General features: G+C 43.7%; 14 protein-coding genes, 1 tRNA gene and 1 pseudogene. 6 read left to right on the top strand and 10 right to left on the bottom strand.

The features are described 5' to 3' along the window. The first annotated feature begins 512 nt into the window (after positions 1–512). The gene (locus tag MAS10914_RS32360; RefSeq protein WP_198015014.1) at positions 513–2,600 is read left to right on the top strand and encodes a VWD domain-containing protein; all 2,088 of its coding nucleotides are present in this window, start codon (positions 513–515) and stop codon (positions 2,598–2,600) included. A gap of 10 nt (positions 2,601–2,610) precedes the next feature. Here the strand turns inward: MAS10914_RS32360 and MAS10914_RS35135 are convergent, their stop codons facing one another. The 4 genes from MAS10914_RS35135 to ruvB all read right to left on the bottom strand — a co-directional run bounded on the left by MAS10914_RS35135 (position 2,611) and on the right by ruvB (position 6,489). Continuing rightward, positions 2,611–2,793: a hypothetical protein gene (locus MAS10914_RS35135; protein WP_198015011.1), complete on the bottom strand. Its 183-nt coding sequence runs from the start codon at positions 2,791–2,793 to the stop codon at positions 2,611–2,613. A gap of 477 nt (positions 2,794–3,270) precedes the next feature. Then, on the bottom strand, positions 3,271–3,633 hold the full coding sequence (locus MAS10914_RS31305; protein WP_017319407.1) for a hypothetical protein: 363 nt from the start codon (positions 3,631–3,633) through the stop codon (positions 3,271–3,273). Between the two features lie 734 nt (positions 3,634–4,367). Continuing rightward, positions 4,368–5,174 carry a tetratricopeptide repeat protein gene (locus tag MAS10914_RS0128740; RefSeq protein ID WP_017319406.1) on the bottom strand — a complete coding sequence of 269 codons (807 nt, stop codon included), beginning with the start codon at positions 5,172–5,174 and terminating at the stop codon, positions 4,368–4,370. Between the two features lie 214 nt (positions 5,175–5,388). Further along, positions 5,389–6,489, bottom strand: coding sequence for a Holliday junction branch migration DNA helicase RuvB (gene ruvB / locus MAS10914_RS0128735; protein WP_017319405.1), 1,101 nt, complete (start codon positions 6,487–6,489; stop codon positions 5,389–5,391). A 261-nt stretch (positions 6,490–6,750) separates the two neighbouring features. Here ruvB and hisF point away from each other — a divergent pair, with 261 nt between their 5' ends. The 4 genes and pseudogenes from hisF to MAS10914_RS36760 form a co-directional block, all read left to right on the top strand. Next, positions 6,751–7,518, top strand: a complete 768-nt coding sequence (hisF, locus tag MAS10914_RS0128730; RefSeq protein WP_017319404.1) for an imidazole glycerol phosphate synthase subunit HisF — start codon at positions 6,751–6,753, stop codon at positions 7,516–7,518. 115 nt (positions 7,519–7,633) lie between these two features. Beyond that, on the top strand, positions 7,634–7,825 hold the full coding sequence (locus tag MAS10914_RS0128725) for a hypothetical protein (protein WP_017319403.1): 192 nt from the start codon (positions 7,634–7,636) through the stop codon (positions 7,823–7,825). Positions 7,826–7,950: 125 nt separating this feature from the next. Further along, positions 7,951–8,023 (top strand) — tRNA-Ala (locus tag MAS10914_RS0128720). A 41-nt stretch (positions 8,024–8,064) separates the two neighbouring features. Next, positions 8,065–8,256, top strand: a pseudogene (locus MAS10914_RS36760) (hypothetical protein); the annotation flags it as partial. A 169-nt stretch (positions 8,257–8,425) separates the two neighbouring features. Here MAS10914_RS36760 and MAS10914_RS31300 read toward each other — a convergent pair. Together MAS10914_RS31300 and MAS10914_RS33305 are read right to left on the bottom strand one after the other, a co-directional pair. Then, entirely contained in the window at positions 8,426–8,773 is a 348-nt protein-coding gene (locus MAS10914_RS31300; RefSeq protein WP_017319401.1) for a DUF938 domain-containing protein, read from the bottom strand. Between the two features lie 23 nt (positions 8,774–8,796). Further along, positions 8,797–9,518, bottom strand: a protein-coding gene (locus tag MAS10914_RS33305; RefSeq protein WP_156818064.1) for an IS1 family transposase whose coding sequence is annotated in 2 segments (ribosomal slippage) — positions 8,797–9,197 and positions 9,197–9,518 — 723 coding nt in all. Because the reading frame shifts where the segments join, the coding sequence is not laid out codon by codon here. A 940-nt stretch (positions 9,519–10,458) separates the two neighbouring features. Here MAS10914_RS33305 and MAS10914_RS0128695 point away from each other — a divergent pair. Further along, complete coding sequence (locus MAS10914_RS0128695; protein WP_017319400.1) at positions 10,459–12,372, top strand: transketolase C-terminal domain-containing protein; 1,914 nt, start codon at positions 10,459–10,461, stop codon at positions 12,370–12,372. A gap of 103 nt (positions 12,373–12,475) precedes the next feature. Here the strand turns inward: MAS10914_RS0128695 and MAS10914_RS0128690 are convergent, their stop codons facing one another. The 4 genes from MAS10914_RS0128690 to MAS10914_RS0128675 all read right to left on the bottom strand — a co-directional run bounded on the left by MAS10914_RS0128690 (position 12,476) and on the right by MAS10914_RS0128675 (position 16,140). Next, positions 12,476–13,357 carry a DUF5331 domain-containing protein gene (locus MAS10914_RS0128690; RefSeq protein WP_017319399.1) on the bottom strand — a complete coding sequence of 294 codons (882 nt, stop codon included), beginning with the start codon at positions 13,355–13,357 and terminating at the stop codon, positions 12,476–12,478. A gap of 104 nt (positions 13,358–13,461) precedes the next feature. Continuing rightward, positions 13,462–13,749, bottom strand: a complete 288-nt coding sequence (locus MAS10914_RS0128685; RefSeq protein ID WP_017319398.1) for a (2Fe-2S) ferredoxin domain-containing protein — start codon at positions 13,747–13,749, stop codon at positions 13,462–13,464. 59 nt (positions 13,750–13,808) lie between these two features. Continuing rightward, positions 13,809–14,783, bottom strand: coding sequence for a cysteine synthase A (locus MAS10914_RS0128680; protein WP_017319397.1), 975 nt, complete (start codon positions 14,781–14,783; stop codon positions 13,809–13,811). 727 nt (positions 14,784–15,510) lie between these two features. Next, positions 15,511–16,140: a DedA family protein gene (locus MAS10914_RS0128675; protein WP_017319396.1), complete on the bottom strand. Its 630-nt coding sequence runs from the start codon at positions 16,138–16,140 to the stop codon at positions 15,511–15,513. Positions 16,141–16,224: the final 84 nt, after the last annotated feature.

Below are 16,224 nucleotides of genomic sequence, written 5' to 3'. Positions count from 1 at the left end.
ATTTAGGGGAGTCGTTCACGTAATTTTTACGCAAATTTCTCCATAATGCCGTTAAAATTCAAATGCCAATTTAGTTTGATACCTGAACTCAGACTCAGGATTCAGCATAATTCCTTATTAACTGGCATCTTGCACCAAGAAAAATTGATGTTTTTTTGACATTCAGTACAAAGCCTTAAGCCCTTATTTTACGGATAAAAGCCAAGAAAAGTGATGTAACTTTATTACCCTGTTTTTGACTGAGCTTAGGCTTATACGGATAGGTGCAAGATAAGAGTTAACTTTGTTCGCGCTATCTTAAATTGTCACGAATGATTTTAGCCATTATTCAAAGCGTGAGTCGTACCCTAGGGTAGTCGTACTGAACGTGTCACCAGGGGCAAAGTCGGCTAAAAAGTATCATGCGCGAATAATTCAAGTCTTTGAACTCTCATTTTGAAGTAGGAATGGGGGAGTTTTGGCATGACTGTACAAAACAAATCAAAACAAATAAATATTCAGTAGATAAGTGTATGCGTAGAATGAGATTTTGGTTAATAAGTATTCTGGGCGCGATTGCTACTGTTATCGGTGAAGGAATCCTAAAAAAAATTTTTGCAGTCTCACTGTGTGGAATTTTTGCCTTTAATTCAGGCTTGTGTCATGCTTATTTTCTTGACTCCAGCCGTGCTAGCGCTCAAGACACAACAGGAATTAGCAACTCTAAAACTGCCGCTCTTCAAATTATAAATAACTTCCGTACTCAAACAAATCCTAGTCGTTGGAAACTTCAAAGAACAGAAATTGCTGACCGTTTGGAAGAGTTGATCAGCGATCCAAATAAGGTGTTTCAAGGGAATCTAAATTTGTGCGGGCCGGCGGCATTTGTCAACGTCTGGTTAAAAATCGACCCAGAAGCGGTAGCCCGCTATGCGACAAAGTTATATGATGTGGGTGCTGGTGACGTTGGCACTATAACAGTCAAACCCGACGATGATTTAGTCAACAAAAATTACCGCTCAATTCCTGAGTTGTCAACTCCGCCAGCAGAGTGGATGATGTTAAGTTCTCTGCGAGACCAAGAAAATAATCTTTGGGACTATCAAGGCACACCAAGTGAGGATATTTCCGCAGTCACAAGTCCGGGAACTGTAGCCAAGTGGCTTGAGGCAACTGGTTCATACGAGACAGTTAGTGATGAAGGAAATTGGAGTTTAACTAAGGGTTTAGAACACGCCAAGAAATTGAATCCAAGTTCCGAAGAAGATGTCATCATGTTAATCAACGCGCACGTCTTAACTGCATCTGCTCAAGCTGGGAATAAAAAGTCTATTGAGTCTATTGAGGAGTTTATTACAAGTTCATTCCCAAGCCACTTTATTGTTCTCACATCAAAGGTTAAAGAAGTGGGAGATAAGGTTTCATTTGAGTATTGGACTTGGGGTGAACCTTCCACACAGATAACAGTGCCAGCGAATGTATTCAAAGCCAATTATTACGGTGCAGTCATTGCCAAGAGAAAGCAATCGAAGAAGCTAGCAGAACCGGAAAAACCAGCAAAAAAAGAAAATCTATGTACATTGGAAAGCAATAAAAAACGCAAAGAGTGCGAACATAAGGAGGGAAAAAGTTACGGCGACCCTCATCTAGCGACATTTGATGGTTTAAGATACAGTTTTCAGACAGTGGGAGAATTCACGCTAGCGAAATCTAACGATGGTGAATTTGAAGTTCAAGCACGACAAGCACCTGTCAATTCTTCCCTCTCACTCAATAGTGCCGTAGCGATGAAAGTTGGTAGCGATCGCTTGGCGTTATATTCCCAAGATTTTCCTGATACACAAACCAGCACTCCCATACGAGTTAATGGGAAACCCGTAGTTATTTCAGGTGAGAAATTAGTATTACCTGGTAGTGGGGCGATCGCTAAAAATGGCGATACCTACGCAGTTGATTTTCCCACAGGTGAGAAAGTTGTCATTAGTCAAGCCACTGCTGGGGGTAATACTTATTTCAACGTTTCACTCTTTGTCTACAACCAACCAGGGAGATACACTGGTTTACTGGGAAATGTCAACGGAAACCCCAATGACGACCAACAGGTTCGCGATGGAGGGAATGTTTTACAATCTAAGTCAACCTATGGTGATGTCAAGCAGGTGTTAAGCCTAGTTGGGTTGAGAGTTCCCGGTGTCCTTGATGGCGGCGAAAAACTGTATTTTGACCAACTTTACAAGGAATTTGGTAACAGTTGGCGTGTAAAACAAGAGCAATCACTGTTTGATTATGCTTCTGGTAAGAACACAAAAAATTATGTAGACTCCAGTTTCCCAGATAAGTATCTAAAACTAGAAATGCTTTCGTCAGAACAAGTAGAAAAAGCGCGAAAACACTGTACAGAAGCTAAAGTAGACCAAGATTTGATGGAAGGATGCATCTTTGATGTCGGTTTCTCAGGATTTTCTGAATTTGCTCGCACCACAGCGACAATCAACGGTTACGTAGAAACCATCAACAAACTTTCCCCTGGTTTAAACATTCCTACACCTGAACGGGCTATTAATAGTGTGATAGAAAAGGTTAAACCCAAAGTTTGCTTACCTTTTGTAGGTTGTTTATAAAGAATAGGACTTACGCATTGACAAAAAGTATCATCGATATGCGACCGATGGAGCGATTTGATGCCATTAATGACTTGGGAGTTGTGGTTGGCTCGTGATATTGTGAGACCAGCGCTGCAGGCGGGTTTCCCGCCGTAGGCGACTGGCGTTGGCGCAGCCTCTCCGGAGGAGATACCCGAAGGGTCAATGACAATCCGCTTCCCTGGCAAAAAGCAATAATTCAATTGACTCCAGGACGGGTAGCACAAGCAATACCTGGGATTTTGATCCACGTTTCCACTCCTCCTGTGACCAACCGCCAAAACCACGAGGTAAATCTCCTGGTTGGAAGACTGGCAAACAACGCCAACGTAGAATTCGCTATCCGATTGTTAAAAAGCGTACTTCCCCTTCTCCTCAAACAGCGCACAAATCTGCTTAATTTCTCACCTTTTATATTTTTTGCATTGGTTATTCTCAACTCAGCTTCCCTGAGTCATTTTGTGCTTCTTAGTCTAGAGTACAGTAGAGAGGCTTAACGGGAAAACTCAGGCGGAGTGGGGATGCGACCAGGCAACTCTGCCAACTCTTATCGTTGCCTGGTCATAGTCCGCCTGTCTACACTCCACATAAGCTTTTGGAGCTTGTGAGTCACTTAATTCTCAAGAAGCCCTATTTTTGCTATGAGCAGTTACACGCCCTCATAAGTATCTAAACTAATACAAAACGTGACATCAGGATGCGGTTCAAATTCACTTCCTTCTGCTCTATAAGTTGTTTCACCAGCTCGTAAAACAGCCGGACCACCACATTCTCTAATTAAATCAGTACCATTACTGACTCGGATATTGTTACACTGGTATTCAATTTCGCCTTCTGGACCAATAATTTCGATCCGATTCACTATTCCAATCTCACCAGGAGGCAATGAAACTATAGCAGAGCGGATGGTCATTTCCGTTGGCACAGAGCCTGATACATCGACTTTAAACGCGCCGTCGAGAATCTGAATACATTCCTCTACTGCCTCAATAAAACTTATTGATGAATTCATGATAATTCTCCTTGTTTAGATTCTGATTTTGAGTGCAAAGTGGTACGGGAGCATTATTTATTTGGAATTGGCGTTTTTATAGTAACCGAACAATTTTCGTCGTTTAAGCAAAATTGTCCTGACAAAGCTGCTGATAATACGTCTTATCAGTAGCCAATGCCCTGAAATACTTCTGATAATGCGTTGAATGACACTGATTTGGAGGATGTAATTACTTCTGATAACAGGAACTAATTCCTTACAGAGCTTGATTTTTAGGCTTAACGACGTTTTTTGTTCCGCTGCTACGAAAACCCCATATGCGTCTATAGCTCTTAAATCGCAACTGTGCTAGCTAGATGCAACCAACCCCAAAATGTCTTGTGTGCCCTCTCAATTTGGCACTCCAACAACTTTCAATGCTGTGACTTGAATCATAATTTGACGTGCGATTCGTTCAGCCGAAACTGGGAAAACCCTTGGGATGGCTGGCTTCTCCAAAGTAACTGATATGCCCGTTGCTCGCACTTAAATCCTTTGGAGATGACAACTTAATCATCCCAAAAAGGGACAAACAAAAATCTATTTCAATTAACGGGCTATTTTTTCTTTAGAAAATAGCTTTAAATCATTATAATTTTATTCTTTTTTTAGAGATTTCATTCAGTAATTCCCGTTTGTGACAATTGGGGTGCGGAATGGGGGTTCAAAACCAATCTGCTTTTGGTGAAAATACCTTCTGTCAAACTCATGTCTTACTTGAGTGTTAAAAACCTGTCCAAAGCTTCTACCATGCTGGGGGGCCATCGGCGGACATTTGCCACCCAGTTGATATCTTTGTAGCGTCCGTCCAGTCCGACTGCTGAAACCCAGTTACTTTCCGCTTCACCTTGTTTTCCCTGTACCCAATAGGCAGCGGTGATGGCAGCACGTACATCAGCAAAGTTAGGATATTTACGGAGAATATTCCGCATCTCACGAACTGCTTGGTCTATTTGACCAGTTTCATACAAAGCGAGGGCGTAGTTAGCACGGGCAAAAGCAAAATTCGGGGAAACTTCAGCGGATTTTTTGTAATCTGCGATCGCCTCCTCCCATTTCCTCAAACCAGCATTGGCATTGCCCCGATTGTTATATGCCATTGCATCTTTGGGATCAAGTTCTAGAACGTGATTGTAATCTGCGATCGCCTCTTCCCATTTTCCCAAACCCTCCAACGCCGTACCGCGATTCAAGTAGGGGTCGGTCACATTGGGCGCAAGTTCTACCGCCTTATTATAATCTGCCAATGCTTCTTGCAACTTGTTTTGGCTGACTCTAGAATTTCCTCGGTTACTCAAAGCAGCTGCATTATCGGGGGATTGCTCAATAATCTGCGTCCAGTAACGTTCAGCCGTAGCAAAATCACCTTTATCTGTAGCTGCAAAAGCCTTAGTAGCTAACTCATCGCGTTGCTGTAACTGTTCTTGAGTCAAATTAGGGGGTTGGGTTTGTGCCATAACAACCTCACCCCACCCAAACGTCAGCAACAGAATTAGAAAAATAACAATTAACTTAATCATCTGTGTTCATCTGTGTTCATCTGTGGTTTTAAATCCAAAATTAATCATGACTGGAAGTAAAGGTCAAAGCAATCAGCACTCAACCAGCAACTAAGAAGAGGAACCGGGGAGGGGAGGTAACGGGGAGAACAGGTAACGGGGAGAGGAGGAAAGAACCATCGCCCCCACTCCTCGACTCCTCCACTCCTCTACTTCTCTACTCCTCCACTCCTCTTCACGGCAACAATGACAATTGTTCATTAGGCGGTTTAAAACCCAAATGCTTGTATGCTATGGGTGTCGCCACCCTACCACGGGGAGTCCGGCTTAAATACCCAATCTGCATCAGATAAGGTTCGTACACTTCCTCAATCGTTTGTGTATCCTCACCCGTCGCTGCGGCAATTGTTTCCAATCCCACCGGACCACCGTTAAAGTTTTCAATGATGACGCTTAACATGCGGCGGTCTGTCCAATCTAAACCGCAAGGATCGACTTGAAATAGTTGCAATGCTTCTGCTGCTACCTTTTCAGTAATCTCCCCAGATGATTTGACTTGGGCATAATCACGGACTCGCTTGAGTAACCTATTGGCAATACGCGGTGTTCCTCGCGAACGACGGGCAATTTCTGCAGCACCATCTTCGGTCACGGCTGTTTCGAGTAATTGGGCGCTTCGCAGGACAATTTTGCTCAGTTCCTCGACTTCATAAAATCTCAGTTTTTGAATTAAACCAAAGCGATCGCGTAGTGGGGAAGTCAGCGCCCCTACACGAGTTGTTGCCCCAACCAAGGTATATTTTGATAGCGGTAAACTCCGAGTCTTGGTACTGGAACCTTTACCAATAGTAATATCTAGGCGATAATCCTCCATTGCCGGGTATAAAATTTCTTCGCTCATCCGTGACAGGCGATGGATTTCATCGATAAACAGAACATCTCCTGGCTGAAGATTCACCAATAACCCTACAATATCCCTGGGACGTTCTAAAGCTGGCGCACTGGTAATTTTGCAGTTTACCCCCATTTCAGCTGCTAATATCATCGCCATTGTGGTTTTCCCCAATCCAGGAGGACCGTACAACAGCAGGTGATCTAGCACCTCACCCCTAGACTTGGCTGCTTTAATGGCAATTTCGAGCACATCCTTTAAATCTTTTTGCCCGATATAGTCAGCAAACCGTTGCGGTCGTATACTTTCTTCTTGTTTACCTTCATCAACAGCTGCTTCAGGTTGCAAAAGATTGTCCTTCGGGGGTGCTTTTGCCACCTCCCGACGCTGCTTCGGTTGTCCGTTGGGTTCTGGGGGCTGTTTTTTCGAGGAGATAATCGCCATAATTGCTGCTATTAACTTGCGGTATACGACTTTTGCGCTGGCAGTGTAAGAGGGTAGGGTGTAGGAGAACAAAAGTGGAATTGACTCTTGAGTGTTTACGATGCAAAAATGTTCACCACTTCCACCCCTACACCCTATATTTTCCCCTACACCCCTATTTCCCTGCACCCCTACTTACGTGCGAAAATTTTGTTTCTGTATTACTCTCGCCAATTTAAAATTTAAATTCCGGATAACCACAACAGGAGTGTAAAACTACTCATGCTAGCTAAAAGAATCTTACCGTGCCTGGATGTGAAGGCGGGACGAGTTGTAAAAGGAGTTAACTTTGTTAACTTGAAGGATGCAGGCGATCCGGTAGAACTAGCAAAGGTTTACAACGATGCTGGTGCAGATGAGTTAGTGTTTCTTGATATTACAGCCACTCATGAAGACCGAGGCATTATTATCGATGTGGTGTACCGAACTGCTGAACACGTCTTCATTCCTCTGACTGTGGGTGGTGGCATTCAATCCTTAGAAAATGTTAAAAATCTTTTACGAGCTGGAGCAGACAAGGTTAGTATTAATTCTGCGGCGGTACGCGATCCAGATTTTATTAATCGAGCAAGCGATCGCTTTGGCAACCAATGCATAGTCGTTGCTATTGATGCCAGACGACGACTAGACCCCAATAATCCTGGTTGGGATGTGTATGTACGTGGTGGTAGAGAAAATACTGGCATTGATGCCCTACTTTGGGCGCAAGAAGTTGAAGGGCGCGGTGCAGGAGAACTCTTGGTCACAAGTATGGATGCCGATGGCACTCAAGCAGGTTATGACACACAGTTAACTCGGGCAATTTCTGAAGCCGTACAAATTCCAGTTATTGCATCTGGTGGTGCAGGTAATTGCGAACATATATATACTGCGCTTACAGAAGGTCAAGCAGAAGCAGCATTACTGGCATCGCTTTTACATTACGGACAATTAAGCGTAGCTGAGATTAAAACTTATCTGCGCGATCGCCAGGTTCCAGTAAGAATGTAATCCCCATTAGCAAATTTTTATCCAACCAAAGATAGACCCAAACTAGAGTATTTCAACACAGTTCTTGAAAACGATGTTAATATAAATTAACTAGAATTAAGAAATATTAAAAGATATGTTGATACCTATTTTAGTCTTTGATGTAGCGCTAGTAGCCTGGTCGCTGCACCTGATGGAAAAGGCATATGAAAATAAAGAATTTTCCTTAATGTTAGCTGGTACGCTTGTTGCCTTAGCAGCAGCAGCAATGTTGGTAGTTTACTTCTTGATGGGGCACTGTATGAGCTACTTGCTGCAAGTATCTTGAATTGACAGTTGCCATCAGCTAGTGGCTAATAGCAGTAATTAGCAATTAGCAATTAGCCTGTCTTCGATTAGAGGTGTTGACAAACAGCAGATTTCTAAAGCATAATTGATAATGCACAACTGTAAGGGGTTATAGCTCAGTTGGTAGAGCGCTGCAATGGCATTGCAGAAGTCAGCGGTTCGAACCCGCTTAGCTCCATTAAGGGTAGTATTATTATATTTTAATGTAAGTGTGACTACGTAGTAGAAATTCAGGCGTTACCAAAGGCTGTATATCGCCGACGTTGGCGAATTGAAAAAGCTTTTCACACCGTTAAACGATTGCTGGCGTGATCTTATTTGTGGACTGGTGAGCCACTGCGTTGGACGGGTTCCCCGGCAGTCGTGCAAGTGGTGAACCCGAAGGGTTCCATCAATGGTATCAAGTTACAAGGAAACATGCCTTTGTGATCGCCTCTTAGGTTGGATGCTCTAATGCAATCCTTTCCGCAAGCTCCAGAACTGCTGGATCTCGCCAATCAATTATTTCGCTTGCTTGCAAATATTCTTCCATCTCGATAGCTCACAGACAATACCAACAAGGTTGGTTTCTTCAGATGGTTTAGCCTACCCCTGGAGCGAAGCCGTAAATAAGCGTGAAATTATTAGATGGCATATCAATTCTTTCTTTCAAATCCAGCCCGTGCTTTTGTGCAGCTAAAGTTATATCTGCGATGTCCTTGAGTCCCCACTCTGGTACTTTGTAGGAGAGAAGGGTTGTGTCAAATTCTTCATTTGACGGTGTTATGTACCTGCCATCTACTTTAAACGGACCGTAGATGAATAACAAGCCACTGTTTTTAAGCAGGTTTGCCGTACACTCCATCATCCCATCCGCAATGGCAATCGGTGCAACCTGGAACAGATTGATACAGAAAATAGGGCGTTGCTGAATCAAAATATGAATCATGCGATTGCGCGGAGCGCAGTGCCCTAAAGGGCAATCGCTTCAAGGTTGCGGGCGCGTAGCGCTCGCACTGGCACGGAACCATATTTTAGATAATGTATTACCAATCGAATAGATAGTTTAAGCATTTCTTCTGACTTAGAGTAACAAAAAGTTTTACGGTGAAGCCGAGCGAGGTAATGTCGAAAACGGCTATTTTCACCTTCGACCCGTGTCATATATGTTTTACTTACAAGGTGATCACCTGAATCAATAAAACATGGATAAACTGGATAACCGTCTGTAACATAAAAATAAGAATGCCAACACTTTATTCGTTGCCATAAACGTTTAAATGTTTCTGCGCTTCTGTCGCCCAAAACCCAAGCTATAACTCCTGGAACCTTATGGTCCACCGCTGTCCATAACCAAATTTTGTTTTTTTTGAGCCGATAAAAGTTTCAAGCTCATCAATTTCAGTCACTTCTGGTATTTCCTGAGATTCCGGTGCGTCCACTAAGGTGTTGCCAACCTCTTTGACCCAATTTATAACAGTTGTATGATGTACTTTTTTAACCCTTTCAATCGCACGGAAACCGGAGCCGTTTACATACATTTCTAGACACTCACGTTTAAAATCTTCGGAGTATCCTTTGGGTTCGTAACTATCGATAAACTGACGACCACATGAAACACATATGTAGTTTTGTTTACCACGTTGCCAACCATTCTTACGAATGTGAGTTGATTCACATCTTGGACATTGCATAGTGATCGCTCTAATTCATATTTCTATTCTGCAACGCCAGATTTTCTTACTAGGAGACTGAGTCATAGTCATGTTTTTCTAATTGGCTAACAAATCTTTACGTAATGAGAAAATCACATAAATGCCTGTTGTTAAAAATTATTCTTTAGATAAAAATCCTTCTTTTAAAAGCAGTTACTCAAGAGGATATCAAATTCAGCGCATAGTTTCATCACGGAACATTGGCGAAATTATTGAATGGCTAAGACAACAGAATTTGAAGGAGTAACTAATGACTGAGTACAAATACTTGGGTATGAAAGTTGGTAGCGATCGCTAACCCAAAAACGATTTTTTCTACCACGGGTTTTGGTATACTTTTCATTCATTAGGTATATTGACAAATGCACTATAACCTTAAAATGTCACTAATAATACAGTGGGACGTGATTGGGTATCCGGATGAGCAACAAAGTGCATCTTGATCAGTAAAAGCAGTAAGTGGCTGCTATGTTCAACAACAAAAATGTCTTATTTTCTCCATTCATCTTGCCCAGACATTGCATAAGCATTTATACTTATTTATAGCTTGCCATTTTATTAAAGAACAGTTTCGCAGCATTTCATGCCATTTAAAGCAGTCTAAAAACAGCTATCAATGGCTGAGTTTCCGTTGCCAATTTAAGGATGTGAGGATAAAAACTCCTCTTTGCAAAGCTGTGTTTGTTGCAGTGAGTCCAAAAATTTGGACAATAAAATTTACTGGAGTTTTAAAGTCCTCTATCAAGTTCCCCACTGAATATTGTCGATACTCGCGATTCACTCAGGTCAATCCCTGCGTGTGTAACGTGGAGTGAATGTTTATCGCAATCCACCATAACAATATATTTTCCCTTTGTGATGTACCGTCAAAGAGGACGGTTCTGTTTGTGTCAATTATCTACATACAGGAATATCAGCCATGACTCTTGCTACAGCTAGCTTCCCGATTAATCTTGATGCTTACAAGCCACTGGCACTAAACCCAAGTAATCCAAACCTCACCAATGAGCAGCGGGAGACGCTGAAAGCCAATATTGCGCTGTGCCGCGATACGATTGTTTTCTTCACCGCCACGGGGGCTGCTAGAGGTGTGGGTGGACACACTGGAGGTCCTTACGACACAGTACCAGAGGTTGTTATCCTGGATGCGTTATTCAGGGGAGCACCAGATAAATTCGTGCCGATTTTCTTCGATGAGGCAGGACACCGGGTTGCTACGCAATACCTGATGGCTGCCTTGCATGGTGACTTACCAGTTGAGCAACTTGTTCGTTACCGCGAAGCTGATGCAAAACTGCCTGGACACCCCGAACTAGGACTGACACCCGGAGTGAAGTTCAGTTCCGGACGGTTGGGACATATTTGGCCCTATATTAATGGCGTGGCAATGGCAAATCCCAACAAAGTAGTTATCTGCCTTGGTTCCGATGGTTCCCAGCAGGAAGGCAATGATGCGGAAGCAGCACGTTTAGCCGTTGCCAAGAATCTCAATGTGAAGCTGATTATTGATGATAATGATGTCACCATCGCCGGACATCCTTCTGAATACCTGCCAGGGTTCAGTGTTGGGAAGACACTAGCAGGTCACGGACTCAGCGTGAATGAGGGAGATGGTGAAGACCTAGATGATTTATATCGTCGCATTTGTGAAGCAGTGACGACTGACGGACCTATTGCCTTAGTGAATAAGCGGAAGATGGCTGTGGGGATTGAAGGTATCGAGGGTTCGACCCATGGTCACGATGTTATCGCGGTAGATAAGGCGATCGCCTACCTAGAAAAGCGGGGACAAACTGAAGCCGTTAGATACCTCAAGAGTATCCAAAAGCCCAAGAACAACTACACCTTCTTAGGTTCCAGCGACAAATTGGGTTCCAACCGCAACGTGTTTGGTGAAGCCGTGGTGTCCGTTCTCAGCCGCATGAGTGAAGCGCAGAGAAAGGAAAAAGTGATGTGTATCGACAGTGACCTCGAAGGTTCCTGCGGACTGAAGAAGATTCACGACTCCTACCCAGAAATCTTCATTAGTTCTGGCATTATGGAACGGGGTAACTTCTGTGCAGCTGCCGGATTTGGTATGGAAAAAGGCAAGCAGGGCATTTTTGGCACCTTCAGCGCGTTCTTGGAAATGTGCATTTCAGAAATCACAATGGCGCGGCTGAACTACTCCAATGTCCTGTGTCACTTCTCCCACTCTGGCATAGATGACATGGCGGATAACACCTGTCACTTCGGCATAAACAATATGTTTGCCGACAACGGGTTAGATGATGGCTACGAAACGCGGCTATACTTCCCCGCAGACGCTGCTCAAATGACAGCCTGTGTCGAAGCAGTTTTCTTCGATCCAGGACTCCGGTTTATCTTCTCCACCCGTTCCAAAGTACCAAACATTCTTGACGCTAATGGGAAAGACCTTTATGGCGAAGGTTACACCTTTACTCCTGGGAAGGATGAGGTTGTGCGTGAAGGTACGGCTGGTTATATCATTAGCTTTGGCGATGGATTGTACCGCGCAGTTGATGCTGTGGAACGCCTTAAACAGGAAGGAATTGATGTCGGCTTAATCAATAAGCCCACTCTCAACGTCATTGATGAAGAAATGCTCGCAAAGGTCGGTGCATCACCATTTGTACTGGTTGTTGAATCGTTCAACCGCCGCACAGGATTAGGTAGCCGCTTTGGTACCTGGCTGCTTGAGCGCGGACTGACACCGAAGTTTGCCCACCTCGGAACTCACAAAGAGGGTTGCGGCGGTTTATGGGAGCAGTTCCCTCATCAGGGAATCGATCCTGAAGGCATCATCAAGAAGGTGAAGGAGTTAGCTAGCTAACTTCATATTTTTACTGACTACAGTTCCTCGCTCATGCACGACCATAAGCGAGGATTTTCTTAACGCTCCAAAAATACCCATATCCAGAAGTCCCTAAGTAGTTTCACGGGATAAAACTTCTTTCCTCCCTATCGCATCCCACACCTTGACAAAAGTCATCTATCCAATTAGATAAATTACGATATTTACTGTCAGGTGGTGAATTTACTTGGTTATGAATATCTTTTTGTAGAGTTCTTACAAGCCTACCTTTGCTTTCCACTTGTGTAGCAAAGGCAACAGATTGGACAGCTTTGCTCTCCATTTCTCTAGTAATAACCGCAAGCAATGAAACAGGTTTACTTTTGCTTTCCACTTGAGAAGAGGTAACTGTAACCAATGACCTAGGTTTGCTTTTGCTCCCCACCTTGCTAGAAAAAAATACACCCACCATAGGGTTGCTTTTGCTTTCCACCTGAGTAGCAGCAAATGCCCCAGATTGTACAGATTGGCTTTGACTTTCCGCCTCACTGGCAATTGCACTCAAAGTCAAAGGTTTGCACTCGCTGAGTGTTTGCAAAGGAACTTCGGGAGTCACTGCAACAGATGCTAGAGGTTTAGTATTGTTTTCTACCTCGGTGACAACTACACTGGGAGTCAAAGGTTGATGCTCAGGCAACATCTGGTCAGGAGATTCACTCTTAACCTCGTTTTCAGCCACAGAATTGGATGATTCTAATAAATCTAACTCCTCCTCAGGATTAAAGTTAAGACCTAAAGCTGCAACAATCTGATCAGGATCGTTGTTCAGTTCCAAAATAAAAGGAAAAATTTGTTCCAGTTGTGGCTCCAAAACAGACAGAGTTGCCAAAATAAAACTAGAGGAAGGACGACGTTGACCATCGTACGTTCCCCAAACTCGCATCTTTTCCAGCCACGAATGATTGTTGTAGTAGTAACTCACCCACTTAAGTTTTAAAGACTGACGTAGCTGTTGAATATTCATGAGATGTCCCGCTTCAGTCAAAAAGAGTGCAGACCTCTATAAACCGTTAATAATGAACTTTATCCCTGTGGATCAAACCGATAATAGAGCATCTGTGTCACTCTTTAACCACCGCGTAAATGTTGTTCTACCACTAGAGGTACTTCCTTAGGATGAACGCGACTATACCAGACACGCTCTGGTAATACCAGCACCATAGGTCCGTTACCGCATTGCCCCAAACAGCCGCAACCAGTTACCGTCACTCCAGAAACTGCTTGTGCCTCAAAAGCTGCTAATACCTTGGCTGCACCTTGCTTGCGGCAAGTACGATTTTGACACACGCGGACGCACTTAGGAGATAAGGGTGACGGCGTTGCTGGAAAGTTAGATGATTGAGATGTATTGTCCATTTGTTCTTTGTCATTTCAGTTGTTAGTTGTTGATTGTTCTACTAACCACTAACTACTAACTAATCTGGTAAAAGACCTTTTGATTCTAGCCATTCGTGATTGAATATACGTGACTGGTAACGGGAACCGCTATCACACAAAATGGTGACGATGGTGTGTCCTGGTCCCATTTGTTTTGCTAAAGCAACAGCTGCAGCAACATTTATACCTGTAGAACCACCCATGAATAAGCCATCTTTTCGCAGTAACTGATACACGACTCGTATGGCTTCCCGGTCATCAATCTGGATGGCGTCGTCAGCAGGTGCGCCTTCCATATTGGCGGTGATGCGACTGTTGCCGATGCCTTCGGTAATAGAATTGCCTTCGGTCTTGATTTCGCCTGTTTTAATATAGCTGTAAAGCCCGCTACCCTTCGGATCTGCTACAACGCATTTGATTGCTGAATTTTTCTCTTTCAGATACATTGCTACACCTGCAAAGGTACCACCAGTGCCTGTTGCAGTTACCCAAGCGTCAACTTTACCATCTGTCTGTGCCCAAATTTCTGGTCCTGTAGTTTCGTAATGGGCGTGGCGGTTTGCTAAGTTATCAAACTGATTTGCCCAAATGGCATTTTCCATCTCGCTAGCGATTCTGCCAGAGAGTCTGACGTAGTTGTTGGGGTCTTTATAGGGAACCGCAGGGACGGGGCGAACTTCTGCGCCTAATGCCCTTAAGGCATCCATCTTTTCTTGGGACTGAGTGTTGGGAATTATGATCAGGCATTTATAGCCTTTGGCGTTGCATATATGTGCCAGCCCAATACCAGTATTACCAGCGGTTCCTTCTACGACTGTGCCACCAGGTTTGAGTAAGCCTTTTTCTTCGGCATCTTGAATAATGTAAAGTGCTGCTCTATCTTTAACGGAACCACCAGGGTTGAGAAATTCTGCTTTAGCGAGGATTTCGCACCCAGTTTCTTCACTAAAGCTGTTTAAACGAATCAGTGGTGTATGACCTACGCTACCTACAAAGCCGTTTTTGATATCCATGTTGAATTTTACCTATATTCTGTTTCCCATGAGTTTGAGTTGACCTATCTCAAACTTATCGGTAAACGAGACTATGCTTTTTACTCATCAGATAGTTTCAATCAGACGTAACTCCTCACGCATGACGCCTTATTGACCCTATACTGATTCTAAAGAGGTCTTTGTTAAAGATTAAGCAATTCCCCTAACACACTCCAATATTTTCAAACATATCCCCAACCCCTCTCCTTGCATTGCAGGAGAGGGGCTGAAGAGGGGGTCATGGGAAGAAACGTAAAACTTGTCAGCTGTAACCTATCTTGGATGTCGCAATTCATCTCACCGTTAAGGCGAAGCCTGTAACGGTGAGATGAATTGCGACCAATAAAAAACATTGCTTCGCAATACCTTGCTGTAGTAGAATATACTTGCCACCAAAAAAGTTAGGGTTAGGCAAGATTGGTGTTTCTCCACCAGACAACTCGCATCACCAAAAAGAAATACCTGATTAACAGGGGGGTCGAATGTTGTGAATCAGACAAACGATACATCAGAATAAGTATTTTGTGACTGCGGTCGGGCAGCCCGTGGTAGTAAAACAGATGCTTGTGGAGGGGAATCTGTCGGGGTCAGTGCCTGTGGGAGAGTTTTTAACTCGTTATACCACAGTGGGCTAGAAAAACCTGTTGAAGCAAGAATCTCCCTTCACAGGCGAAGCCTTGAAGGTGAGAGTGTCAAAGGCCGTAACCTACTTCTCACTCTCCACTCCCTTTTGCCGGGACTCTAACCATATAGGGATAGCAATCACGGCGACTAGAATTAACAATGCCACGAGTGCAAACTGACTTACCCAAGCAACCAATTGTTCTAAGGAAACAAGTCTTCCAGCAAAGAAAGCTAGTGTCACCATAACACTAGCCCAAGCGATCGCTCCTGCCAGGTTGTATACAAAGAATTTTCCGAAGGACATTTCGACTATGCCAGCAAGTGGCGCAGCAAAAATGCGTAGCAATGCAAAAAAGCGACCAAAAAACACGGCTTTAGCGCCATTTTCACTAAATTGCTCTTTTATACTCACAATTCTGGCTTCTGAAATTCTAAACAGGCTCCCAAGGCGCACAAGCAATGACCAGCCGCCAGTTCTACCAATCCAATAACCGCAAGTCCCTCCAATAACAGCACCTGCAATGGCATCAGTGATAACCAGCCAGTAATTTAGCTCCTTGCTACCAGCTAGAAACCCGCCTACTAAGGTAACGGTTTCACCTGGAAGGGGAATGCCTAGATTCTCTAACAATATGCCCAAAAAAATTGCCCAATATCCATATTCATGAGCAATTTTCTGGATGTTTTCTAGCGATATGAACTCAAGAGACATCCAGCACCGCCCTCTTCACAAATGTTTACTTTTCTTCTATGTTGACTCTTTTTTGGGCAAGGTGTCAATTGAGTCGTTACGCAA

Origin of the sequence: Mastigocladopsis repens PCC 10914 (assembly GCF_000315565.1) — a bacterium.
Taxonomy (GTDB): Bacteria; Cyanobacteriota; Cyanobacteriia; order Cyanobacteriales; family Nostocaceae; genus Mastigocladopsis; species Mastigocladopsis repens.
Note: the sequence above shows the minus strand (reverse complement) of the source record. Positions and strands in the feature narration are given on the sequence as shown.